We start from the raw sequence: 23,779 nt of genomic DNA, 5'->3' as shown, positions 1-23,779 counted from the left end.
ACGATCCTAGCCGTAGTGGCCCTCAGAAATCGACATTTCAGATCACTCAGGTATTACACATGGCAGTCACACAGCGCCTGGCCGGCGTTAGGATTCACCTGTCCGGGTCGAACAAAGAATTGCAAGCAGACATCGCTGATTTCGTACAGAAATTCGCAGCGAAAGTCTTCAGTGAAGGGGGAACTATTGTCCATGGGAGCCATCCTTCGTTCACTGAACCACTGCGCAAAGCTGCAGAGGGCTTCATCCAGGCAGGTGGGAGCAAGGGTTCACTTACCCTGGTGCGGGCGAGGAGCTACTCAACCGACCAGTACACTGCTGAAATTGAGGAGCAGAGAGCATTCGCTTCTGTAGAGATCGTGCCTGCCGATAACAGCGATGGTCCAGCCGCAGACGGCCTGACGCCGATGCGTGATTGGATGGCTGATCGTTCCGACACCGTCATCTGCGTGGGTGGTGCGTGGTGGGACGTGAACAAAGCAAAAGCAGGTGTTCCCAATGAGCTGGATACGATGCTTGAGCTCGGAAAGCCAGCCTTTGTCGTCGCTGGCTTTGGCGGAGCGATCGCGGGTTATCTAAAAGACGACCCTTCGTTGTTATCTCGCCTGCGAAACGGGCTACCTCACGAGGCGAATGCGACCATTGCCAACAGCACATCGGTTGATCAGGTCGTAGGGCTGATTGTTGAGCAATTGAAGAACCTACCACTTGCCCGCCGGAACATCTCGCGGGGCCGTAACTTCCGCATTTTGGCGCTCGACGGAGGAGGACTGAGAGGTATCTTCACTGCAGCGGTCTTAGCCAAGTGGGACGACATGCTCAAGGCTGGTGGTGGAAATGACCTGATTTCGCACTTCGACCTGGTCGCTGGCACATCCACTGGTGCAATTCTCGCTATTGGGCTCGCCATGGGCCTGAAGCCGCGTGAAATCCTTGAGTTTTACGAGGAAAAGGGACCTCAGATTTTTCCGAAGGATCGGAAACTGCGGCACTGGCTCAAATCCAAGCACGACTCTGCCACACTTCGCGACCTGTTGACTGAGGTGTACGGGGACAAAACGTTGGCTGCAGATTCTCGCTGTCGTCTGGTGATTCCCACTGTTCGGGCTAAGCAAGGTCAAGCAGAGGCGATCGTCACCCCACATAGCCCAGATCGCACCGCTTATCGAGATATTTCAGCCGTCGACGCCGCATTGGCTTCATCCGCTGCACCTACCTATTTTGATGAAGTTGCCTTCGACGGGCCTATTGCACTGGAGACGTTCCTGGATGGAGGCGTCTGGGCCAATAACCCCATCCTTCCGGCTCTGGCGGAAGCGGTTCGATACTTGAGAATCCCTCTAGATAGGATTGATGTACTGAGCATCGGCACACTCAGTAGCGAAAGCGACTTCACCGATCAGCTCGGAAAGGGCAAGGCAGGTTGGGCACCTCACAGTGTCGATCTTTTTTTCGCCGCCCAAGAGCACGGTGCTCTGGTACTCGCAGAGAGCTTTCTGGGCCCGACACGTCACGTGCGCGTTAACCAGCAGACCCCTGTTGAAATCAAAATGGATGACGCCGAGGCTATCCAGGATATGGCGCAACGTGGCAATGAGGCTGGCAAAGAACACTTTGCGGAGGTGCGCTCCAGATTCTTCGACGGCCAACATGTTGATGTGTGGGAGCGGTTCTGAGTAGGCGCGGGCGCTCGGGGGACAATCTCTCGGCGTTCGTTTGATTATTGGCGCTTAATCAACTCCGATAGCGAGGCTGTCATGTCATTCATCTATCAGCTAGCTGTCTTGGGGGCACCCACGGCCTCGCAAATCTCTGAGCTTGAAACCACCGTAGCAGATGCGGTTTCCATGTTTGGCTTGAGGTTGGGCCAAGATATCGGCTGGGAGATAGTTCCTGCTGCTTTTACTCCTCATCAGCAACGATCGGCTGCCGTTGTATTTTTTGGGGGAGTAGGCGCGGATCACCCCAGCCTACCAAGCTTGCTTCGAGGTGGCATTCCTGTTGTCCCGGTCGTGTCTGACCTAGATCGAGTTGCGACTGACGTCCCGGAAATTCTGCACCCATTAAATTGTTTGTCTTACGCCAATGGCGGGGCGAAACGTGTCGCCACTGCGCTTTTAGAATGTGCAGGCCTGCTTCCGAAGCAACGTCGAGTCTTTGTCAGTTATCGACGAGACGAGGCCAGGCAGGCAGCGCTGCAAATGTTCGAGGCGCTCTCTGCCAGGCATTTCGATGTTTTCCTAGATACCCATAGCATCGCGCCGGCAGAAGATTTTCAGACCATGCTGTGGCATCGGCTTTGCGACTCTGACGTGCTGTTGATGCTCGACACGCCTGACTACTTCAACAGTCGATGGACGGCAGCCGAGTTCGGAAGGGCGCTTGCCAAGGGCATTAGCGTTCTTCGAGTAGGGTGGCCTGAGGCCCAGCGGTCCGCGCGCTTGGCAACTGCAAGCCTCGCTGAACTTGATGCGAGTGAAATAGATGTCATATCTGGACGGATTAATGATCACGCGATTGACCGGATCTGTCTTCAGCTTGAAGAAGTTCGCAGCAAAAGCCATGCAGTGCGAACCGTTAACTTAGTGAGCAATCTGCGAATAGGCATTGAGGCCATAGGTGGCGAAGTGATTGGCATGGGCACCGGCCGCGGGATTCGAGTACGTCTTCCCGACGACCGGATTGTTGTGGTTTACCCAACGGTGGGCGTGCCGACCTCGACAACAATGCACGAAGCTTCAATGAACTCTCCTGACGAATCTGTGGCCATACTCTATGACCATATAGGTCTGCATCCCGAATGGCTGAGTCACTTGGATTGGCTGGGCCAATACATCCAAGCGACGCACTGGGTTAAGGCTTGCGAGGCTGGCTGGCAATTTGCAGACTGGAGGGGGTAGAAATGGGGGCAATTTTCCTCTCTGCAAGCATCCCCGTGATCGGGCGAGGGACGTACTACGAGACCGCTGACCCGTTTCTAATCCAGTGTGCCGTTCGTGAACTAGCTATCGCTACCGTTCGCCGGCACAAGATTGTATGGGGCGGCCATCCTGCAATTACCCCAATGATTTGGAGCATCTGCGAAGATCTCGGGGTTGATTACGCAAGCTCTGTGATCCTGTATCAAAGCCGCTTTTTCGAAGGTCGTTATCCGGAAGAGAACCAACGGTTTGGCAACGTAATTTACACCGATCCCGTTCTCGATGATATCCAAGGTAGTTTGCAACTGATGCGCGAACAGATGCTCTCTAGGGAAGATCTGGTCGGTGCAGTTTTCATTGGCGGGATGGACGGTGTTGAGGTCGAATACGATATCTTCAGGCGGCTCAATCCTATGGCTTTCATTCTGCCAGTTGCCGCCCCAGGGGGAGCAGCGCTCAATCTCGCCCGGGACAAAGGCTATTTCATTGGGCGGGAGCTCGAAGACATAGATTTCGCCACGCTATTTAACCGTTATTTACCTGCCCATTAACCGTATCGTGAGGCCCATGTTTTTCTTCTGATCCAAGTGTGAGTCGCCTTGAGTTTCTTGCCATCTAAATTGATGGCATGCACTTCGCTGGCTTTTAAGTAAGGATTGAGCTGTACCTTTAACAGAAAAGCGGACAGTTTTATTTATTCGGATCACTGTCCGCTTTTGGCCTAGGCTGTGTGAAAACATATTTTTAGAACGATTCGGCCATGGGGGAATTCGACCAGGTTTTGAGGCACCCCATGGAAGAGACGCGTCTGATGGATATGCAGTTTTGCAGCAATGGTACGTATGAAAATCCCTCCGCCGGTACGTGCGATGAAAACCGCTTGAACGCTTACTGCATCAGCTTCATAACCGCGATCAGCACACCAACGGCGGCCGATAGCATGACACCCATGCGAATCGTAAGTCGCGCTTCGAGTTTCGAGAGCTCACCATGAAAACTCGCAAGCTCCGTTTTTACATTGGCAATATCAGCCTTTGTCGCGAGATAGGTATTCAAGTCGGACTCCATCGCATCAATGACCGCATTGATCTTTTGCTCGGGAACGTTGATTGAGGCTAACGCCTGGTACAGCGCAATTTCGAGCTTCATAAGACTTCCAACATAGCAAAGGCCGATTCCATACGGGAAGATGTGAGCGGTGCTGTGAGATGGACGGCTTTCCGAGTCCACCCTGGCGATAGCGTGATTGTGTCGGGAGAGCGATATGAGGATCTACTGTCCGAACGGATAGGTGTGGGATCTGTAGTCCGCTATCGGCAAAGCGGATAGCCACTCCTTGTGGGAGTGGCCATCCGGGCTGATTTTTCATTTGGCAGATGGGGCTTCGCGCTCCAACACCATGTTGACCAGCAATTGTGCATCCTCAATCAGTTGAATAACCCCAAAGGCTTTCTGACGCTGCGCGTCATCGAGTTTGGCGATGTAGTCATAAGCCAGTGCGGTAGCTGATTGAAGAAACTCGCTGGCATGCACCAAGGCTTTTTCGTTGGTGATGTCTGGGCGTACGTTGAAAAGGCCCTGAGATGCATCTGCGTGGTTATCGTGGTCATTCATACGCAAACCTCCCTTTGCGGGGATATTTGAACAGCTGCGGATTGATAACTGACCAACTGAGCGCGCTGACGGAAAGTTCCGATATGTGTAACGACATATTGATTAGACGTAGTGGGCGGTGCCCTGGCGTGAAAGGGGGATAAGTCATCTCCTTAGCTCCTTGGTTTGATTAAGGAACCAACCACCCATCGTTCTGACCCGATATAGGGTGGCGGACCGCACGGGGGTCAGAATACCGGAACCAAGGGACCGGCCAGGCCGAAGCCTGCCCCGCGCGGGCCGCCATAAGGAGCAGCAGAAGGCAGAAAAAAGCGCCAACGGCTGAGTTATGGCGCATGGGGCCGCGCCTTGGTTTGGTCGGGATCTGACACCCGGTCACAGCTCTGCTGTGACATGAAAAGCCTACCGTGCCGAAAAGCGTCTATCAAGACGGTTTGAGAATAACTGGCCACACTACATTCTTATCCTCTCGTGACGTGAATTTACTAGCCAACATTGCCGCCAATCAGCGGGTCTATTCCGTGTGTTCGTTCGTCATCAGACGAAGATAAGGGTTATCAAACGACACCTGCGCCGAGACCGACTCCGGCCGTAGCAACAGATACCCATGCAGGCGTTTGCCTGGACGAGGCCCGCAGACTTCGCAGGCCCACAGATTGAGGTCGTTCGGACGTTTGCGGTGTTGCTTCAGTTGCTCGAACTGCTTCTGCAGCCATGACCAGTCACGCGGGTTGTTGCTGTGCGCATTGTTGGCGATTTCTGGGTGTTCCTGCAGATAGCGGTGAAAGATACCGGGGCTAACCAGGAACAGTGTGCCGTCAACGGTGTGCAACAGGGCTTTGCTGTCGTTCATGGCGAGGCGCTGCTCGCGTATTCCATCGCGCAACCACTGCATGAATGGCAGGGCTGGGGCGTCTTCTGGCGGTTGAGTGGCTTCGTCAGACGCTGGTAACGGCGCTGCGCCCTTGGGTAGGTCAGGGACATCGTTTGGTTCATTTGAGTCGTTGTGCGCTGCCGTCTCCACCTGAACCCGACCGGCAAAGGCTGCTGGGCGTTGGTCCGGTTCCCAGATCAACGCGGGGGACAGTTTGAGCAGCGTAAACGTCTGCGTCCAGCCGCTGTCGCTTTGCACGGTGGCGCGCCAGATGGCTTTGCCGTCCGGGTTATCCAGCACCAGGCTGTGTTCCTGCAGGATGTTGAACAGGGTGGTATTGCGCTCGGGAATGCCGCTGATGCCTTGGGACAGCAGGTGAGCGCGCAGCTTGTCTGAAACGGTTTTGCTCACCAGCCATAGCGCATCGTCGGTGAGCCAGGCGTCCGAGGCTTCGGGTCGGTTGAGCTTGAGCACCTCGTGCAGCAGGTAGCGTAGGCCGTCGATCAGCTTGCGCTGCAGGGCGTGGCGGGGTGCGGCCAGCGCCTGCACCGGATCGCCACCAAGGGCGCGGGCGACGGAGGCTTGGTCGGCGCGGATCACCAGTTCGCCGAGGAGGCCGGCGTGTTCGTACTGCCCAGCCAGGGCGTGCAGCAATGCGGCCCACAGCGCCGGGAAGCCGCTGAGCCAGTCCAGCGGTTCGCGGCCAAGCACGGAGCTGGCCAGCAGCTCGGCTGCGGCGCCATGCAGGCGGTACTGCCGGTCCGGGTTATGGCGGAAGCGGTAGGGCTGTCGCAGCGGGCCGTGCCATGGATTCCAGCGATGACTGGCCTGGTCTTCCACCACCAGGTCGGTGATCAGCTTGCCGATGTCGTGCAGCAGGGCGGCATAGGCGATGCCGGCAGTCCAGGCTTCGGCCTGTTGGGTTTGGATCTCGGGTGGCGAACCCAGCGGCAACAGGTGTGACTGGCGCAGCTTCAGAGCGCAGACGACGATTTCCAGGCCGTGGTCCAACAGCCCGCCAGGATGGGCGTGGTGATGGCTTTGTGAGGCGGGGAAGTGCTGGACCAGTTCGGCATAGCGTTCCAGTGGGGCGCGGTACAACACGGCGAATTGTGCTGGGGAGACGGCGGTGCGTTGCCAGATTTGCTCCATCAGTGTTCGGCGATGGGGCACAGCCAACAATGCCGCTGCCGACTGCGGATACAGCCAACCGCTGGGCAGTTCGATGTCAGCAGAAGTGGACGATTCAGTTACCCCTTTTCGGGGGCGTAACCATCGAAACATGACAACACTCCGAAGTGTGCATGGCGGGAGTGCCTTTTGCCTTTTTTGGATAGAGCCTTTGCCATTGATGAACCCTTCCTTTGCGTCCCTTGCGCCCGCCGTTTCAAGCCATTTTTTGCTGACGGGCGGCACGCACATCCCAGGAATGCTGTGGTATCCATTGTTACTCGTCCGTCCTCGAACTGGAGTGCTGAAAAGCCCATTGTCGTAGAGGTGAATGCCATGAGCGGTCATTCAACAAACAGTAAAGCCAAGCGTGTCGGGCGCTGGCTGGGTAGAGCCTATAGAAGCCTGCTGCGACAGGAACAGCGGTTGCGCTTGTGGCTGGTTGGGCTTGGGATTCCCGCACCGGGTGCCAGGGTCTTCGCCTGGTGCCTGCGCTTTAGCGTGATTGTCTTGCTGCTGAGCTTTTCACTTGTCCTAGTGATGATTGTTTGCGGGCTATGGTTGATCGGTCGAGGTGTTGCTCGAAGCGACCTGTCTTGGGACAAGGATCATCCGACTTGGCGATATGGTCTTTCCGGTTTCGGTCTTTATGACAAGTACGATACGCGAATCGACCCTCACGACAGTGGGGATTCATGAGCACAAACTCACTTCACTGCTCTCATGGCTGTGTCGCTGCCTTTAGACCCTGCCTCCTTAGCACCGCTGACCCCGCCAGCGAGTCCTTCAACAATGTTGCCTGCTCGCAGTCCAGTCCAAGTTAATGCCGCGATCCAGAAGGTGGGCAGTACCAAGAACATCATCGCCATGACGAAATTCAGCAACATATCTCCAAACGAATTATTCAACCCAAACAGGACATTGAAGTTGCTGTGCGGTGCTCCGTTGCCGTAGAGCGCATCCAAAATGGTGCTGTCGATCCAGCGTGCCAACTGAAACCAGAAATCCACGAAAAACAGCGCAAACTGCACACAGGTAGAGGTCACCAAGGTCTTCAGATCATAGGTGCCGATCACCAGCACCAACGGTAGACAGATCACCAAGGCCATCTTCAGGAATGACAACACCATCGGCAGCGCCTGGCGCACCACATCCATCGCCGGGAAAAAGCCTAGCGAGCCCACGGTCAGGCCCAGGTCGGCGGTGGCGCGGGTGACGAGGTTGGGGATGCTCTTTTCAACCTGTCCGCCATAGTCGTTGTACACCTGGCCCTGGTTCATCACCTGCTGCCGAGGCGCAGCAACCGCTCTGATCACGGCGTCATCGACTTGCGCGCGCGGGATGAAACTGGCCCAGCGTGACAGGCGCGTCACCAAGTCCGCATCCACTTGCTGCAACAGGCGCGAGCGTAAGCCGCTGTCGGCATCTGTCCACCATTGCCGGCAACCCGGATAGCCGCCACCGTCCGGCACCTGTGCCAGTCCCGCATCGCGGTTGGGGTCATACGGCCAAGCACTGCGCGGGGTGTTGGAGCGGTAGCGGTCGTAGAAACCGGGGGTGTCGAGGAAGTAGCGTGAGCCGATCCAGCCCACATCGTTCATCTGTTCGTCGCTCAGTTGCGGGCGGTCCATGAACAGCCGTGCGCGGGCGCGGGCGTAGCAATCGCGGGTGAAGTCGGCGACTTCCTGGGCCAGCAGCAGATCATCGATCCGCGCGCTGTCGATGGCCATGCGCATCTGCCGCAGGTCCGCGCCACAGGGGATCGAAGCTACTGCCGCGCCGGTCACCGCTTTGGACAGTGAGTGCATAAAAAACCACCACACTGGCACCTCGGCGCTCTGGTTGTTGAGGGTGGTAAAGGCACTTTCCCAACCAGTTTCCGTGGGCGCGACGACGCGCACCTGGCATTGCTGCGAGCGGCTTTCATCGAACTTCAGGGTGCTCAGGTCCACTGGGATAAACGGAATGGCCGCGAACAGAATCACCACGATGGCTACCCACACCCGGTTCTCGATACGCATCGCCGAAAGCACACCCTTGTTGCCTTCATCGGCCCCTTCGGCGCGGGCGCGCAGCCATTCCTGCAGGATGATCGCGAGAAACGGCAGCGCAAATACGCCGCTGGCCACCAACACCTGCCATAAGCCGTTGTTGACGATCCAGCCCACCAAAGTCAGGTAATACTCCAGATAGTCGGTGGTGGTCAGGGTCATGTGGCCTCCGGTCCCGAGAGGGCATTGCTGACTTCCAGCAACACCAGTGCGGCCACACCAGCGCATTCGGCGCGGCGCAGATGCACGGCGGCGTCTGGTTCGCGCTGCAGCAGACGTGCGCGCATCCAGCACCAGCCGTAAATGAGTGCCGCGTACAGGCCCAGGCGCCAGAGCAACAAGCCCAGTGTGTGATGGCGCAACCAGTTGCTCCAGGCCTGCACATCGCCCAGCAGGCGGATGGCGAGCACATTGATCAGGAGGGTCGCGACGACCAGGCCCAAGGCCCACGCCGCACCACGACCCAGCGGGCGCAGGTACTTGACGTCTGGCCAGCGCATCTCAGCGGCCTCCCTCGGTTGGCTGTTCGATCTGCTCGATACGGTTGCGTTGCGGATCGCCCTGATACACGCCGCGCGAACCTTCGATGCGCAGTTGATTGCGCCGCAGTATCTCGCTCGCTGCATTGGCCGCCAGGGTGCGACGCAGCTCCAGTTCGGTCTTCAGGTTCTGGATTTCCAGGGTCAGCATGTCGCTCTCCTGGGCCACTGCCTGTTGCGCCAGGTCGTTGGCTGCCACATTCGGCTCCTGGCGCCCGGTCAGCAGCGTACGCTGCAACAACAGGGCTTTCTCCAGCACGCTGGACAATGCCACTTCCGAAGCCAGGCGCTTGCCCAACAGATCCTGATCGGGTTCCTCTCGCAGTGCCTCAATCAGTCCCCGAGTCACCGGCAATGCGTTGCTACCGGCAGCGTCCAGATTGGCCGGGGTGGTCGGCACGCGCTTGCTGACCAGATCCAGCAGGGCCTTGAGCTTGGCGTCGTACTCCTCTTGAATCAGCGGAGTCAGCCCGGTGCCCGGCGTGCTGTCGGTCTTGCTGCAACCGTCGCAGGTGCGCTGTACCTGTTCGCCCAACACGCGGTTGGCCCAGTCGGCTGCGGCCTGGGGCGACGGCCAGCTCTGGCAGCTCAAGCGACCGCCGCAACTGGTGCTGGGAATCGAGGAGGTGTCGGTGGCGCTGCGGCCGTTGAGCAGGTTGTAGCCGGCGCGGGTCACATCACCGACCACCTTGATCGGCGCCTGTCCACTGCCACCGGCTTGCTCGCCGCCGACCCAAGGCACGCCACGGTTGCCGCGCTTGGCCTCGGTCTGTTCAATCGCAGCCACGGCATCGGTCTTGCTGGTGGTTTCTTTCAGCGCCATGCCTTCGGCCAGTTGCTCCCAGCCAGACTGGTTGCCAGCGATATTGGCCATGCGGTTGGCAATCGCCCGGCACGTGGTCTTGGAGCGGTCAAAGTCCAGCCGCGCCTGCAAAATCCCGTTGGTCAGCAGGTTGTACAGGCCGGGGTTGGCACGCTGAATGATTAAGGCGGGCAAGGATGCGACGGCGCTGGTGGCATTCTGGATCACGCTGCTCATGATCGACTGAAAGCCATTGGTGATGCCGTTCAACTGATTCTGCAACGTGGTCTCCAGGCTCATGTCGCCGCAGATCATATTGCTGTTCCAGCCCACGCCGACGCCGAGGCTGCGCATGTTTGCGCCTGGGCCCATCGGCACGACGCGGCCGCCACCGATGCTGTACAGCACGTCGTCGCCGATCACACTGCCGCTGGCACCGAAGTTGGGGGCGTCGGCGTAGGCCGGGTAGCACAGCAGCCCGAAGATCAGCAGGGCGGCGGGGTAGTGGGTCTTCATTGTTCAACTCCCTGTGTCGGTGCTGCCGAGAAAAAATTGGCCCTCGCGCTTGCAGCAGCTATACGGGCGCCACAAACCCCAGGCATACGCGCCGTCCTCGGCCTGCGGCAACGCCTCGCTATTGGGAAACACCGCGCAGTTCATCGATATGTCCGGTTGCAGCCGCTGCCACTTGCCGCTGTCGGCATCGTTCTCACGCAGTGCGCCGGCCGGCCAATAACCCGGTTGCGCCCGGGCCAGCAAGGACTGATACAGATGCGGCTGACCGCTGCGGGTGACAACATCGCCTGCGCGCTGGGCGACCACGGCCGCCGCCTTGTAGTCGTCGGCCTGCTGCAGGAAACCGCCGCGCGGATACACGTTGCCCCACATATCGCCGGTGACACCTACCTCACGCTGACCGGGTGTCAATGCCTCTGGATAGATCATCTCGGGAACGTTGTAGCGCCAGGCGGGGACGTCGAAACTACTCAGAAAATACGGCCTATACGCGGTGCTGGCACCGGTGCAGCTGTAGCCGAACTGGCTGGCGAAGCGATTGAACAACAGCGTGCCCGGATGGCCGATCACGTCCGCATTCTTGAATTTGAGCAGTGCGTTTTCGTTGGACTGATTGGTGGTGCTGTCGCCGCCGCCTTGAGCCGAAGGATTGGCCGGGCTCATCAACGCGACTTCGCGCCACGGGTTTTTCCCGGTATCGGCATAGCTCGACACCACGGCGTCGGGCACATAGTGACGCACCTTCACCGAGGTTTTGACCTTGCAGCCGTAGGGCGTGCAGCGCAGCCAGTAGCACACGCCGACAACGCGGTAGGCCAGGCAGTCCGTGGACAGACTGGAGCTGATCAGGGTGGCGCTATCGATGGCGGTGGCGCTGCCGGCTGTGGCCAGCAGGGCGAGGCTCAACGAGCCATGCCGCAAGCATTGACGTGGGTCCATCAGGCAACTACCGGTTGAACGATCAGAAGGTAGTTGAGCGCCGGCTACCGGCGATGTCGCGAGGAAAAGCGGGGCGGCTTACACCCCTACTATGTTGGTAGTTCATAGATTCGATAATGTGGATAGCCCGGCGCGCGGCGCCCTGCATCGGGTGTCGGGCTTACTCGTGGGAGTTAGACGGTTACAGCAGGATACGAGGGGTCATGAACGTTGAGCAGTTGAACACGCGGCCCTTGGCGGCGGTGATCTTATGTATCAGCAGAACGTTTGGGTGTGGCGCAACATGATGACTGTGGGCCTACCAGGCAGATAGTTTGATACGGCGGTTTCAAGTCACGAAGTCGGCTATTCGATTTTTTGATGTGTTCTGAAAATCGTGTAGGAAATTTTTACGATCGCGCAGAGACAGCAATAAGGCCGCTGCGAAAGTGCCGCAGCGGCCATTGGCGCTCGCGTCACGCAATCATGCCGCTGGAAATTGCTGCTCAAGGGTCTGATTGACCAGCATCTGCGCCATTTCTACGAGCTGCAGTATGCCCAGCGCCTTGTCGCGCTGGGCACCCACCAACTCGAAGGCGCCGTGATAGCCTATGCTGACTGCGGAGGCCAGTAGTTCACTGGCATTGGTCAAGGCATCTTCTGGGCTAATTCCAGGGCGTACATTGAATATATTGGACGACGCGCTCTTCATGGGGAGGTCGTTGTTCATGACAAAACCTCCGCTGGCGCAGAACCTCGAAACCATCGTGCGAGGTTGCTTCTGGACAGTTTGGATCTGATAGCGATGTTTACCGGGCGGCGCCCTGGCGTAAAAGGGGGATAGGCCATTCTCCTTATCTCCAACGTGTGGTTAAGGAACTCCCACCCGCCGTTGCGACACGGAAAAGGTGGCAGACCGTACGAGGGTCGCAAACCGGTACACGAAGGCAAACCGGCCAGGCCGAAGCCTGCCCCGCACGGCCTGCCATAAAAGGACAGTAGCCGGCTTGAAAAAGCGTCGACCACTGTCATATAGCGCTGAACCGCGCCTTCGTGCGATTGCAGGTTGCGACACCCGGCCACAACAGCGTTGTGACGCGGTTAGCCTATTCCCGAGTCATCGTAAGTCAACACTAGGTATTGAATGGCAGAGGCGTGCGCTATCAAGAATTTAGATCATTGGCCAACCAGCGTGGGTAAATCTTCCGGCCAGCTCTGAGCCTCATGCAACACGCGCAAGATCCGCACACGCTCATCATGGATTCTGTAGGCGACGATGTAAGGCGTGCGATTGATCACCAGCTCGCGTGTGCCGAGACAACGGCCACGGCGACCGCTCTCAGGGAACTGAGCCAGTCGCTGGATCTGTTCGGCAATTCGGCTATCTACCTCAATGGCCGCACGCGGGTTGTCCTGCTCAATGAAATCGAAGATCGCATCGCGATCCTTCATAGCCCAAGGCGACCACTCCAACTTCACGCCTCACCACCTTCCGACAGCTTGCGCTGGGCCTTGGCACGGCGCTTGGCGAAGTGAGCCTCGACGTCCTCGGCGGCAATCGCCGGGCGAGGGTCGTCCAGTGCCTCCTGCACTTTGGCGCGGAACCAGGCGTCATAGGTGGCGGGGTCGGTGGCAAATCCAAAGGGCAGGGCGCCTTCATTGGCGACGCGGGTGAGCAGGATACGCACGGCGTCGGAGACCGTAAGCCCGAGGTTGTGCAGGACCGCCGTGGCACGGTCTTTCACGTCCGGGTCGATGCGGGTCTGGATCAGGGCATTGCTGGCCATGGCTGAGGTTCCTGGGGTGGGCTTGGGTAGAATGTAATTCAACTGAATGACAATTTCCATGCCGTTCAGCCCATTTCCGGCAGATCGATGACCAGCGGTTCGATCCCTCGGATGCCATCCAGTTGGGCTGCGACCCGGAACGCCGCTGCCAGCTCATCAATGCCATGAGCCTGCATCAACTGGTGACGCTGGTGCTTTTCCTCCGGCTCGGTCATCGCCATCGCCAAGTACAGGCTGGGTGGCACCGCACGAAACAGCACCTCCATGGATTTGGACAGAATGACCCCCTCCGAGAACTTGCCCGCCTCCTTGCGCGCACTGCGCATCAAGGCTTTCTGCGCCGGCGTCAGCGCACGAAAACGCGCGATCTTCTCCACCTCATCCGGCGGCATGCTCAGGCAGATCCACCATTCGATCATGTTCAGCATCGGCTCGGCAGCCTTGGGCAGGTCGTCCAGGTTCTGCGTGGCCAGCCAGAACCAGGCGCCGAGCTTGCGCCACATCTTGGTGATCTTGACCACATAGGGCGCCAGCAACGGGTTCTTGGTGATGATGTGCCCCTCGTCGGTGACATTGATGATCGGGCGGCCGAGCATCTGGTCGCGTTCGGCCAGGTTGTTCACCGCGTTGATCAGCGAGATATAGGCGATCGACAACTGCGCGTTGTAGCCCTCGCGCGCATAGGTGGCCAGGTCGACCAGGGTCACATCGGCTTCGGGCCAGGGCGTGCCGTCGCGGTTGAACAGTTCGCCGTCGCTGCCTTGGCAGAACAGGTCCATGGCATCGGCCATCTCCAACAGGCGCACACGCCGCGATTCGGGTAAAGCAAGATCCTGGCCCATGGCGCGCAGGGCGTCGCGCACGTCTTCGGTCAGCACCGTGCGTTGCTGGCTGGCGCAGTGATGGGCGGCATCCAGAATGCTTTGCCTAATTAGGCTGCGGTCGGCGCGGGTCAGGCGCTGTTCTTCCTTGTCCTCGCCGCCGGTGATCATCAACCGCGCGGTAATTTCCAGTTCGCCCAACACATCGCGCTCGTCTTCCTGCTCGGAACCGTCCTCATCCAGGGCATCGGCATCCAGCGTCTTGACCTGGCAGGGGTTGTCCACGAGCCTGCGAGCATCGGCGAACGGCGCCAGGCTGACCCCGGCACCGGGGGCCAGTTTAAGCCGATGCACGCTCAGGCCCAGACGTTGGGCGAAGTCGGCGAACAGGCCAAAGCTGTTGCCGGCTTCGACGATAAACAGCCGCGGCCGGTAGATCGCCATGACCTGATTGAGCAGATTGTTCAAGGTCGCCGACTTGCCCGAGCCGGTCGGGCCAAACAGGAACAGGTGCGCGTTCATCTGCCGATCCAATTGGTTCAGCGGGTCGAAGGTGATCAGCCCACCGCCCCGGTTGAACAAGGTAATACCGGGGTGGCCGGTGCCTTCGCTGCGGCCCCAGACCGGCGCCAGGTTGGCGGCATGCTGGGCGAACATCAGTTGGGTGTACCACTGGCGCTTGTCCAGTTCAGGATCGAACACGCACGGCAGCCAGCGCAGGTAGCTGTTGAGCGGTGCCACCTCATCCTCTTCTCGCAACGGTTGCAGCCCGGCATTGAGCAAGGCATTGGCCAGTTGCAGGCCGCGTGCGTCCAGTTCCGGCAGGTCACGGCCGCGCAGGTAGAACGCCAGCGACCCCCGATAGAGCTTGTGCGAGCGACCAATCAAACTGCGCGCTTGTTCGACATCTTCGCGGGTCTGTTGCGAATCCAGGGTGTCGCCCACGGATTTATGGCTCAGGTGATTGAGCTGGGCTTCCAGCCGATCCTGCGGGGTGATGAGCAGGGTCAGGCACAGCACGGTGTCTTCCGGCAATTGGTCGAATACCGCGTTGAGCGCATCGCCGCCTTTGGCAGTCTCGCCGGTGAGATGGCCGATACCGGGCGGACTGCGCAGCCGGTCCAGGGTAACGACGCGGTGCGGTTGTTCATCGAACCACCACACGCCATGCCGCGTATCCGAGCGCGGTTGGCGAAAGAACAGGCGTTGGGCGAAGTCGCTGCCGCAGGCCAGTTCCAGTTCATCGGCATCCGGGGTAGGGGGCAGCTCAGCCAGTCGATAGAAACTCCGTCGCGTCTCGGCGTCTGTGCCCAGCCAGTCGGGGGCGGGATTGAACCAGCGCAGTAACCAGGCATGGATCGCGGCCGCCTCCAGGCGGCGGGCGTGGACGCCAGCATTGGCGAGCCCGCCGAGCAGGCGCTCACAAACAGCCGTCAAGGCCGCTTCCGGTGGCAGGCCGCGTCGTGATGGGGTGCCCGCTGTGCGCCGGTACACCACCAGCCGCGTGCGGCGGCGTTGGCCGCGCCAGGGCAGGTGGCTGACGGTTGTGTCCTCGAACAGCCCGCCGGGTTTGGCCACGGCCTGCAGATGATGCTGCATGGAACGCCAATAGAACGCGCTGAACGCCGTGCCCTGCGCCCGTGGTTGCATATAAGCCCGCAGCCCGGCGAGATACTCGTCCCAATCGGTCTCGTCCTGGGCGTAGAGCTGCACCACCCACGGCTGCTGATCCAGTTCATCAAAGCTGTCTTGCAAGGCGTTTTCCAGCGCATCGCGCACGCTGCACAACCACTCGGCCTCGCGGCCCTCGGTGCCGATGGCGCTTAGTTCAAAGAACGCCGCGACCGATTGACTGTCATCCAGCAGCAGGCTCTGCGAGTCGGGCAAATATTCGACCCAGGGCAGCAGATCGACAAAGGACCGCGGCGCGGCATACAGCTGCTGTTCGTCGGCGCGGGTCGCAGGACGGCGAGTGGCGTCACGTCTCGGTGCGGGGATGCCCAAGCCGCGCAGCCGAGCCAGATAGCGTTGCCAGGCATTCCCCGGACGACGCTGTACGCGTTTCATCAGTAGTCCTCGACCCGCTCGCCGGGCAGGGCGTAATGCACCCGCTGATACAGCGGGAATACCGTGCTGTAGCCGGGTACCGGGACCGACTCTGTGCCGGCCAAATGCGGGAACATATACATCACCAGGTCCGGGTTGGGCAGGCGCTGGAACTGGCGGTAGATCTCGTTTTGCGCGGTGCGGGTGTAGCCGCTCTGATCGACCATCGGCACCGGCGGCTGCAACGGTCGGCGCAGCGTTTGGCGGGCGTCCAGCAGGCGGCGCATCGAAGCGCCGCCGTCGGTCTGCCGGTTCCAGATATCCAGCATTGTGGCATCGCCGTGGGGCAGCATCTTCTCCGGGTTGGTGGCGCAGCCGCCCAGCACCACCAGGGCGGACAACAGCGCGGATTTAATCCAGTTCAACAACATGGCCACTCTCTCCTCGGTTGTGATCGACACGGCGCCCGCTGGGGTTGTAATCGACCGTGATCGCCCGCTCGATATGCACCGCAACCTTGGCGCCAGGTTGCACGTATACCGCCGCGAAAGCCTGCCCGTAGAGCTTGTTGACCCACTGCGCCATCTCCTGCACCCCACCGGCCAGAATCCGCCCCAAGGCCTCGTTGGTGGTGATGCCCACCGTGCCCAGCGGATTGCCGGGGCTAGAGTAGGTCATGCTGTTGTTGCCCTGAATCAGCGAGGCGGCGCCCGCTCCGGCGGCAGTGATCAGCGCCTGTGAGCCCAGGTACTGTTGGGCGTTGCTGCGGCGCTCACCGGCAACGCAGGGGATGCCGTAGTGATCGCTGATCCAGCCCAACCCCTGGCGGGTGTCGCTACTCTGCTCATCGTTGTCATTTTCGCGTTTGGCGCCTTTCGACGGCACCGTGCGCACCGTACCGTCACGGAACACAAAGGTCAGTGAGCGGATCTGGCCGCGCACGCACGACAGCGTCCAATCTCCTGAAGCGCTGCCGCTGACCACCGCGCCGGCCACTTCCGGCAAGTCGATGCCGTTGGCGGTGAGATTGTCCGGGCCGATCAGTACCTTGAACGGATAGGGATCATTGACAGTGCCGTCTACCGGCACGCGGCCGATCAACGCAGTCATCGCCACTGAGCCCATCAACGTGGCATTGGCCGGCACGGTATACACCGGTTGCAGTGCGGTTTTTTCACGCAACGCCTTGCTTGCGTTGTCGAGCCGGGCGGAGGTGTCTTCCAGTGGTTTTTGGGCGGGGCCGAATGAGGTGGGAAAGGTCAGTGGTTTGGAGGGCTTGTTTGCTGGGGCGCGGCCATCCTCGGGTTCGATCCAGATCAGTTGATCACGCATCAGACCTTGGTTATCGCTGTCCTCCAGACCCAGACCAACCGGCAGGTCGGTATTGCCCAGCGATTCCAGACGCTGCTGCAGCTCCTCGATCAGGCCACGGGTCTGACGTTGCGTTTCGGCCAACTGCTCGCGCCCGTCCTGCAAGGTGCTCTGGACGCGCTGCTCAATGGCGCCTTCGCGCTGACGCAGACGTTCGTTCTCGGCCTTCTCCTGTTGATTGCTTTTCAGCGCACCCTGCAGCTCGCCGCGCAGCTGTTTGACCTGGGCAACCAGCGTGGCCACCGTATCGCGCGGGGTATCGCCTTCGATACCCAGCGCCTGCATTTCATCGCGGCTTAGCGGCTCGACGCTATTGCTGTCGCCCGCGTTATCCCGCGACGATCCGGCCCACTTCACGCCGGCGTACAACAGCAACAAAATCAGCGGCAGCATCAGCCACTTGAGCAGGCCGTTACTCTTCATTGTCGTGGCTCCGGGGCAGGTTCAGAACCGCATCCACTGGGCTGATACTTGGCAGCAGCGATCCGGCCAAACCGTGGCCGCGAGTGACCAGATACACCACGCTGGTGTCAGTGGCGTCGCCTTTGGGGCCAAGGTCGAGATGCTGGAAGGTGGCGCTGACGAAATCCCCTTGCAGGCGGCGCGGATCCAGCTCAATCCAGCGCGGCGAGGTGTTGTGCAGTCGCACCGCAGTGACCCACAAGTCTTCCAGCCGCCAGGCCGCCAGTGCGCGATAGGCCAGCGGCAGCTCCGGGATCAAGGTGTCCAGTACCAGGTCATCGCGCAGGGGCACCGTGCTCAAACCGGGTACTGGTTCGAGCGTGCGCAGCGGCGCATACAGGCTTTGTGCAGCATAGCGAGTCAGTGCCACGGGCAGCGGTGTTGGTGGGGCAGGGCGTGCAACGGTAGCCTCCACCTCGTCGCGGGGGGCCGATCTTTCGGCCTCGACAATGCGCACCGCCTCCAGTGGCGGCTCGCCGGTTTTGGCCGGCTCGGCAACGATATCCAGCAGGATCAACGTCCCATCGTCGGCGTCCTGCAGATGCAGGCGACTAGGCGCGATAGCTTCGTTCGCCAGCAGGTACAGCGCGCCGCCGGCGCTTTGCACGCGCAGTTTGCCTTGCAGTGACGCAGGCAGGCCGACCCGCACATTGCGTTCGATAAACACCACCCGCTCCTGGCCGACTTGCAACGGTACCGCCAATGGCAAACGCTCCCAACGCAGGATCTCCACCGCAGTGGCCAGTGGGCTAACCAGCAAAAACAGGGCACTGCACAGCCGTCGTTTCATGGTGCGGACTCCTCGCCGTTGTCATCGGGGCTACGACCAATGCGTTGCGGCGCTTCGCTGTAGCAGTCCAGCGCCAGACCGAAGGGGTTGCGCTCGGGATCTATGTCCAGCCGCACCACCTTCAGCGAATAGCGCACCAGCGCCCGCTTGACCTGCTCGGCGCCGTAATACTCATCGGCGCTCAGGTCCAGGGTGACGATCCAGTCATCATCGGAAAGGGCCTTGACCCGCATCATCGGGTTGTCGCCGTAGCCGCGGCCGGGAATCTCGTAGACCCCCCGCACCCGCTGGCGCAGCTCGCCGCTGTCGCGCCGGCGCCCGGCTTCGTCGAGCAGAAACGCCCGGCAGGCCGGGGTCAGGTAAGAGGAAAGCGCGCGGATATTGCGTGGGTAGTCGTCTTCGCCATTGGTGGGCCAACGGTGGAGCTGCTGGAAGATGTAGAAGGCAAAGCTGTACACCGTACCGGGCGGCACCTCCCACCACTTGCGCACGCTGCCCGAGCGCAGATCTGGCGGAATGTGGATGGTCAAGTCACGCGGCGCACTCCACCAGCCAACCGCCAACAGCGCCGTCAGCCCCAGCAACGCCAACCCGCCCAGGCGCAAGCTGCGCACATGGGCTTGCAGGTGCGTGACCTCGTTCTTGAAGCGGCTCATGCTTGGCTCCGGCGTGTGCGCCAGGCGCCCGAGCGCAGAATCAAACCTTCACCGCCGACGTAGCGGGCCAGCAGCGGATAGCGCTGACACAGCCTCCATTGCAACTGCCGATACAACCAGGCATCCGGCCGGCCGCGCTTCTGGCGGCGCAGCAAGCCACCGCCGAAAAACACCCCGCACACCACCGCGATCAGCATCAACGTGGGCACCATCGCCACGCTACGGCTCAGCCAGGCCAACGGCAACCCGGCGAGCGCCCCCAGCGCGGCGCTGATCCCGGTGCAGGCCCATAGCTCATCGGCCGTCAGTCCGCGCACCACCACCGGTTGGCGGTTCAGGCGATGGGGTAAAAAGGTCAGGGTCTGATCGGATCGCGATGTGCTCAGCATGGCGGCCTTCTCCCTACAAGATCCCGGTGGCCTGGGTCAGCAACCAGATGCCGACCACCAGCAACAGCGCACCCACCGCCACGGTCAGCCCGAACTGGCCCCAGGTTTTGCGCCCGGCGTGGATCTCCGAATAGGTGGTGTAGGCGTGGTAGCAGACGCCAATGAACATCGAGGCGATCACCAGCAACGCCACCAGCAGCACGATGTCGTAACCGTAGTTCTGCATCGTTGAGATAATGCCGTCACCTGTCCCGCGCGAGGGCTCTTCCAGGCTGGGCAGCGCACCCCGCGCCCGAGCCGGTGATAACAGCATCGCCGCCGACCAGCCGCCGAACGCTACGGCTAGCGCAACGGGAAAGACCTGATGGCAACGCTTCATGGCAACCTCGTTCATGACAGCAGGAAATAGGTCAACACCACATACATCGCGGCAAAACGCACCGCGACTCCGAGCAACTGACGCTGGGTCAGCTTGTGCTCGGCCCAACCGACATAAGCCGTGCGCAACGCCCATACGCCCCACACCAGCAGCACCGCGAATACCACTGCAATCAACAGCGCCGCACTGGCACCCGGCGTGAACCCGCCGTGGGCCAGGAAGGCGATGCTTTGTTCGTTACTCAGGCTCATGGTTGGCCTCGGTTTCACGGCGGTAGTCCCCGGACAACGGCAGCGGATCGCGCGGCTGGGCGCGCTGCGGGCTCAGGTGGTCACGGATGCCCTGGCGCATGCGCTGCACGTCATCGCGAAAACGGGTGTAGTCGAAGTGGTAGCGGGAGGTGTCGTCGTGGGGGAGGCGTGCGCTGGCTTCGGCCTGGCGTTCGATGAGGTCGAGTTGGCGGAGCAGGACTGCCAGGCTTACTGGTTCGGATGCCGCTGTGGATGAAAATGCGAACGGTACGAAGAGCATCAACGTTGCGGGAAACAGCAGCAAGGGCTGCCGAGAGACATAGGTGGGTAGCATCGGTCAGCCCTCCAATACATGGAGGTAAATGCTGCATGCCCCGTGAGTCCAGTGCAGTGCGGAATGGGGGCTGGCACACGCCCGTAATGGTGCACGGTAGATTTGCGCTGACTACTTTCAACCGGCACCTGGCTCGCAGCGAACGTAAAGTGGAATGTTCATAAAGCGGCAACCAAGGAGCATTGAGGCAATTTTGGTGAGCGCGAAGTTTCAGCTCTCCGCAGAGTAGGGGGTGGTGGCTTCTTCCTTGGCGTCCACGAGGTGGTCGAGTTCTTCAAGCAGCGCGTCACTAATGCTCAAGCGTGATAGTGCAATTATGCTGATGATGGCAAAACCGTAATCGAGACAGGCACAGAGTCCACGTATCGTTTCGATGTGAAACGTGGAGTAAAGACTGGTGAAGTTAGCGGCGACAAGTCCATCATCGGCACGCTGATTGTCGATAGTCACATGGCTGAATACCCCTATGATATTGGGGTGAGCACCATGGTCGATAGCGTGCTCATAGCAGTCCATGATGTATTCGAGAATGTTCGGTGCATGCGCTTGCAGTGTTTTCAGTGATTCGATTGCTTTGCGAAAGTTGAAATCTTTACTGCAAGCCTTACGAAAAATCCTTTTCTCAGCATCTGTCTCTCCCAGATGTCGGCTGGACCAAACCTGTTCCAGATCGGGATTTTGTATCATCAACCCAGCATAGGCTGCGGACTCCAATGCAGTGCGTAACAGAGGAAAAACGGCGGCGCTATGTCCGCTCAATGCCATTCTTGAACTGGCGAGGAACAACTGATAGGCGTTCATCTGTAGCATGAGCGGTAAGGCTGACGGTTGATCAGCTTGCCAAAGACGTTCACGGAAATAGGTGTCGTACTCTCTCAGCACCATTACCATCAAGTTTTCCGAAGCCAACAGCTCTTGTGCAGTTTTGTCAGCTATTGACATGTAATAGTCGATTCCGCCGGGCACTACCAAGCGAGTGGGACTGTCTGTCATAGTCCCTAACTCGCTAGAACGGTTTGGATGAACTGCTCACGCGACAGATGACACAAGGCGTACTGACCTTTTTTAAGTGTTATGCCACCCGTGATGCGCAACGACAGAGTGTTACCCGCGAGAAAGAAGATATGACCTTGACACTCGAAAAAGACATGTGCAGTCGCGCGTTTCCACTTCTCGATGAACTGTTTGCTACGACCGTACCACTGCATGATCGCAAAATGGCGACCGTCGATATCAACCGGTTTTGATTGCCAATCAATCGACGCGGCGAAGCTCCAGCCCGTAAAGCTTGAAGGGCCGTCATGCACATGCACAAGCCAAAACATGCGGTGGGCCTGCTGATAGAAAGCTTCGCGTGCAACCCGCTCATCTTCTGATATAGGGGAGTATTGCAACTCCAATACAGTCGCCGGGGATACGCCGGCCCCGCACAAGACGTCGGCTCTATGGCGCTCGCCCGTCATAGGGTCAATGAGGCCGACCTCGCGGCAGCTTTCGGGGAAGGCTTCTTTCCAATCGAGGTGCCAAGGGCCTTCTGGTTCACTCCACACGTCACAATCACCGGCTTTGTGCCTCCAATGGTTCACGTTTTCGACAGGAATGACAGATGTCAACATGCCACTGCAATCGCGGCAGGTCGTTCTCTCTCCCTTGGTAGTAGGCGAACGTTTTACTCCATCAACCCATGCGTACAACATGCCGTGTCACCGTGCTGTGTCAGCCCCGTTTGAGCGTAACCAAACCTCTCACGTTCGATTGCAGGTAGCAACATCCGCAGTGTTGCGTTCTCAACTAATGCTTCTGGAATGGTCAGTTGCATTGTTTGGGGCTACTCAGTCCAGTGGCTGTATGAGGTGGTGATGTGGCAGAGTGGGAAAATACCTACTCGAAATCACAAGGGACTAACTTTTCATGCGCGTTTTGTTTGCTCCAATCCTCGTTTTAATACTCACCGCTGGATGCTCTGCGACGGGCGTTGTTCAAATGGGCCAGGACACCTACATGGTTGCGAAGGATGGCAGTTTTACGACATTTGGAGGTGCTCAGGTAAAGGCCGAGCTTTACCGAGAGGCAAATGCGTTCTGTGAGAGGAAGAGCAAGCAGCTGATGCCGGTGAAGGAGACTTCGCGAGATTCAGGCTATGGGCGTTACGCCAATGCTGAGTTGCAATTCCGATGTCTTGATGCCGGTGATCCAGAACTTCATCGCCCGACGATGAAATCAGAGCCTGATGTAAAAATCAGTATTGAATAGTGATGCTCACTGACCGGGCTAGTGACTGGCTGGATAAGCGGCCACAAACGCTTAGTTTTAAAGGTGCTTTTTAAAGTTTCCGACTGTCACATCCATCGCCATTCCCAAAGCCGCTGCTGCGGGCAGCAGCACCCACAACGGATGCACGCTCACCGGCAAGGCCAGATACGTCACCCATGGCAACACCGCCAATGGCAGAATTGTCGCCCTTGCCCGGTGGTACAGAAACCCCGATTCCCGCCCAGCACTGAACCGGCGTAGATCCCGCCGCACCAGCCCATCCACCAACCCGGTGAAGGCTGTCAGGGCGAACAGCGGCAGGGTCAGAGCCAGCACCAGTAGGCGCAGTACAAAAGTCACCGTGGTGTAGAACGCCGCCAGCAGATGCCGCTCCAGATACACCACGGCCTGAGCCAGGCTAGCGTTGAACCCTCTTGCGGTATCAGCCGCTTTCGCCTGTTCGTTCATCCTTGTCAACCAGTCGAGCAGCCCACTGTCGAGCAGCAGGGTCTGATGCAACCAGCTCACCAGCCGGTAGGCGCTGCGCCCCGGCTCCTGCATTACCACGCTGCGGATGAACTGGGCCGAAAGCTGCTGCAGCTCGAAGTTCATCATCCCTTGTGCATGCCGCCAACCTTGCTCCGGCCAGAACAGGTGCATACCGATCAGCTCAATCACCAGGCACAGCAGCAACGAGCCCAATAACACCCCGATAAACCGTAGCGGCAGGGTGATAAGGCCCATGACCAGCCCATGCTGCCGCGCCTGCTGTTGTTGGGCGGCGCTGGCCGGGTCACGCATTGCCGCAGGCTTGCGCGTGCCAGGCCGGCGCGTC

Annotated in this window: 27 protein-coding genes; 5 read left to right on the top strand and 22 right to left on the bottom strand. The window is 59.5% G+C overall.

What is annotated here, in order from left to right:
• The first annotated feature begins 59 nt into the window (after positions 1-59).
• The 3 genes from J3D60_RS05790 (at position 60) to J3D60_RS05780 (ending at position 3,472) form a co-directional block, all read left to right on the top strand.
• Complete coding sequence (locus J3D60_RS05790) at positions 60-1,676, top strand: CBASS cGAMP-activated phospholipase (RefSeq protein WP_253490372.1); 1,617 nt, start codon at positions 60-62, stop codon at positions 1,674-1,676.
• Between the two features lie 81 nt (positions 1,677-1,757).
• Positions 1,758-2,900, top strand: coding sequence for a toll/interleukin-1 receptor domain-containing protein (locus J3D60_RS05785; protein ID WP_253490370.1), 1,143 nt, complete (start codon positions 1,758-1,760; stop codon positions 2,898-2,900).
• Positions 2,901-2,902: 2 nt separating this feature from the next.
• Positions 2,903-3,472, top strand: coding sequence for a hypothetical protein (locus J3D60_RS05780; protein WP_253490368.1), 570 nt, complete (start codon positions 2,903-2,905; stop codon positions 3,470-3,472).
• Between the two features lie 337 nt (positions 3,473-3,809).
• Here J3D60_RS05780 and J3D60_RS05775 read toward each other — a convergent pair whose 3' ends face one another.
• The 3 genes from J3D60_RS05775 to mobH form a co-directional block, all read right to left on the bottom strand.
• The gene (locus J3D60_RS05775; RefSeq protein ID WP_099170585.1) at positions 3,810-4,070 is read right to left on the bottom strand and encodes a hypothetical protein; all 261 of its coding nucleotides are present in this window, start codon (positions 4,068-4,070) and stop codon (positions 3,810-3,812) included.
• 216 nt (positions 4,071-4,286) lie between these two features.
• On the bottom strand, positions 4,287-4,535 hold the full coding sequence (locus tag J3D60_RS05770) for a DUF3077 domain-containing protein (RefSeq protein WP_253490366.1): 249 nt from the start codon (positions 4,533-4,535) through the stop codon (positions 4,287-4,289).
• A 514-nt stretch (positions 4,536-5,049) separates the two neighbouring features.
• The gene (gene mobH, locus J3D60_RS05765; protein ID WP_253490364.1) at positions 5,050-6,693 is read right to left on the bottom strand and encodes a MobH family relaxase; all 1,644 of its coding nucleotides are present in this window, start codon (positions 6,691-6,693) and stop codon (positions 5,050-5,052) included.
• 36 nt (positions 6,694-6,729) lie between these two features.
• Here mobH and J3D60_RS05760 point away from each other — a divergent pair, with 36 nt between their 5' ends.
• Positions 6,730-7,278 carry a DUF3742 family protein gene (locus J3D60_RS05760; protein ID WP_253490362.1) on the top strand — a complete coding sequence of 183 codons (549 nt, stop codon included), beginning with the start codon at positions 6,730-6,732 and terminating at the stop codon, positions 7,276-7,278.
• Positions 7,279-7,286: 8 nt separating this feature from the next.
• On the opposite strand, the gene J3D60_RS05755 is transcribed toward J3D60_RS05760, so the two are convergent.
• From J3D60_RS05755 to J3D60_RS05670, 18 genes are all read right to left on the bottom strand, one after another.
• On the bottom strand, positions 7,287-8,792 hold the full coding sequence (locus tag J3D60_RS05755) for a conjugal transfer protein TraG N-terminal domain-containing protein (protein ID WP_253490360.1): 1,506 nt from the start codon (positions 8,790-8,792) through the stop codon (positions 7,287-7,289).
• Positions 8,789-9,130 carry a hypothetical protein gene (locus J3D60_RS05750; RefSeq protein ID WP_253490359.1) on the bottom strand — a complete coding sequence of 114 codons (342 nt, stop codon included), beginning with the start codon at positions 9,128-9,130 and terminating at the stop codon, positions 8,789-8,791. The genes J3D60_RS05755 and J3D60_RS05750 overlap by 4 nt, the downstream gene beginning before the upstream one ends.
• Before the next feature lies 1 nt (position 9,131).
• Positions 9,132-10,487, bottom strand: coding sequence for an integrating conjugative element protein (locus J3D60_RS05745; RefSeq protein WP_253490358.1), 1,356 nt, complete (start codon positions 10,485-10,487; stop codon positions 9,132-9,134).
• Between the two features lie 3 nt (positions 10,488-10,490).
• On the bottom strand, positions 10,491-11,426 hold the full coding sequence (locus tag J3D60_RS05740) for a TIGR03756 family integrating conjugative element protein (RefSeq protein WP_253490357.1): 936 nt from the start codon (positions 11,424-11,426) through the stop codon (positions 10,491-10,493).
• Positions 11,427-11,889: 463 nt separating this feature from the next.
• A complete protein-coding gene (locus J3D60_RS05735; protein ID WP_253490356.1) occupies positions 11,890-12,135 on the bottom strand; it encodes a DUF6124 family protein in 246 nt (81 codons plus the stop codon).
• Between the two features lie 446 nt (positions 12,136-12,581).
• Positions 12,582-12,884, bottom strand: a complete 303-nt coding sequence (locus J3D60_RS05730) for a type II toxin-antitoxin system RelE/ParE family toxin (RefSeq protein WP_253490355.1) — start codon at positions 12,882-12,884, stop codon at positions 12,582-12,584.
• Positions 12,881-13,192, bottom strand: a complete 312-nt coding sequence (locus J3D60_RS05725) for a type II toxin-antitoxin system RelB/DinJ family antitoxin (protein WP_099170595.1) — start codon at positions 13,190-13,192, stop codon at positions 12,881-12,883. Before J3D60_RS05725 ends, J3D60_RS05730 begins: the two co-directional genes overlap by 4 nt.
• A gap of 65 nt (positions 13,193-13,257) precedes the next feature.
• Positions 13,258-16,080, bottom strand: coding sequence for a conjugative transfer ATPase (locus tag J3D60_RS05720; RefSeq protein WP_253490354.1), 2,823 nt, complete (start codon positions 16,078-16,080; stop codon positions 13,258-13,260).
• Complete coding sequence (locus J3D60_RS05715; RefSeq protein ID WP_253490353.1) at positions 16,080-16,490, bottom strand: TIGR03751 family conjugal transfer lipoprotein; 411 nt, start codon at positions 16,488-16,490, stop codon at positions 16,080-16,082. The genes J3D60_RS05720 and J3D60_RS05715 overlap by 1 nt, the downstream gene beginning before the upstream one ends.
• Positions 16,471-17,853 (bottom strand): TIGR03752 family integrating conjugative element protein, encoded by a 1,383-nt coding sequence (locus J3D60_RS05710; RefSeq protein ID WP_253490351.1) that lies wholly within the window; start codon positions 17,851-17,853, stop codon positions 16,471-16,473. Before J3D60_RS05710 ends, J3D60_RS05715 begins: the two co-directional genes overlap by 20 nt.
• The gene (locus tag J3D60_RS05705; protein ID WP_253490348.1) at positions 17,843-18,682 is read right to left on the bottom strand and encodes a TIGR03749 family integrating conjugative element protein; all 840 of its coding nucleotides are present in this window, start codon (positions 18,680-18,682) and stop codon (positions 17,843-17,845) included. The genes J3D60_RS05710 and J3D60_RS05705 overlap by 11 nt, the downstream gene beginning before the upstream one ends.
• On the bottom strand, positions 18,679-19,338 hold the full coding sequence (locus tag J3D60_RS05700) for a PFL_4703 family integrating conjugative element protein (RefSeq protein ID WP_253490346.1): 660 nt from the start codon (positions 19,336-19,338) through the stop codon (positions 18,679-18,681). The genes J3D60_RS05705 and J3D60_RS05700 overlap by 4 nt, the downstream gene beginning before the upstream one ends.
• Positions 19,335-19,727 (bottom strand): TIGR03750 family conjugal transfer protein, encoded by a 393-nt coding sequence (locus tag J3D60_RS05695; protein ID WP_253490344.1) that lies wholly within the window; start codon positions 19,725-19,727, stop codon positions 19,335-19,337. The genes J3D60_RS05700 and J3D60_RS05695 overlap by 4 nt, the downstream gene beginning before the upstream one ends.
• Before the next feature lie 13 nt (positions 19,728-19,740).
• Positions 19,741-20,040, bottom strand: coding sequence for a TIGR03745 family integrating conjugative element membrane protein (locus tag J3D60_RS05690; protein WP_253493967.1), 300 nt, complete (start codon positions 20,038-20,040; stop codon positions 19,741-19,743).
• 77 nt (positions 20,041-20,117) lie between these two features.
• Positions 20,118-20,357, bottom strand: coding sequence for a TIGR03758 family integrating conjugative element protein (locus J3D60_RS05685; protein WP_253490342.1), 240 nt, complete (start codon positions 20,355-20,357; stop codon positions 20,118-20,120).
• The gene (locus tag J3D60_RS05680) at positions 20,344-20,691 is read right to left on the bottom strand and encodes an RAQPRD family integrative conjugative element protein (RefSeq protein WP_253490340.1); all 348 of its coding nucleotides are present in this window, start codon (positions 20,689-20,691) and stop codon (positions 20,344-20,346) included. Before J3D60_RS05680 ends, J3D60_RS05685 begins: the two co-directional genes overlap by 14 nt.
• A gap of 210 nt (positions 20,692-20,901) precedes the next feature.
• Positions 20,902-21,684 (bottom strand): hypothetical protein, encoded by a 783-nt coding sequence (locus J3D60_RS05675; protein ID WP_253490338.1) that lies wholly within the window; start codon positions 21,682-21,684, stop codon positions 20,902-20,904.
• 5 nt (positions 21,685-21,689) lie between these two features.
• Positions 21,690-22,307: a hypothetical protein gene (locus J3D60_RS05670; protein WP_253490336.1), complete on the bottom strand. Its 618-nt coding sequence runs from the start codon at positions 22,305-22,307 to the stop codon at positions 21,690-21,692.
• 295 nt (positions 22,308-22,602) lie between these two features.
• Here J3D60_RS05670 and J3D60_RS05665 point away from each other — a divergent pair, with 295 nt between their 5' ends.
• Positions 22,603-22,944 carry a hypothetical protein gene (locus tag J3D60_RS05665; RefSeq protein ID WP_253490334.1) on the top strand — a complete coding sequence of 114 codons (342 nt, stop codon included), beginning with the start codon at positions 22,603-22,605 and terminating at the stop codon, positions 22,942-22,944.
• Between the two features lie 57 nt (positions 22,945-23,001).
• On the opposite strand, the gene J3D60_RS05660 is transcribed toward J3D60_RS05665, so the two are convergent.
• Entirely contained in the window at positions 23,002-23,745 is a 744-nt protein-coding gene (locus tag J3D60_RS05660; RefSeq protein ID WP_253490332.1) for a TIGR03747 family integrating conjugative element membrane protein, read from the bottom strand.
• Positions 23,746-23,779: the final 34 nt, after the last annotated feature.

It is taken from the genome of Pseudomonas sp. S3E17 (assembly GCF_024168685.1).
In the GTDB taxonomy this organism is placed as follows: domain Bacteria; phylum Pseudomonadota; class Gammaproteobacteria; order Pseudomonadales; family Pseudomonadaceae; genus Aquipseudomonas; species Aquipseudomonas marginalis.
Note: the sequence above shows the minus strand (reverse complement) of the source record. Positions and strands in the feature narration are given on the sequence as shown.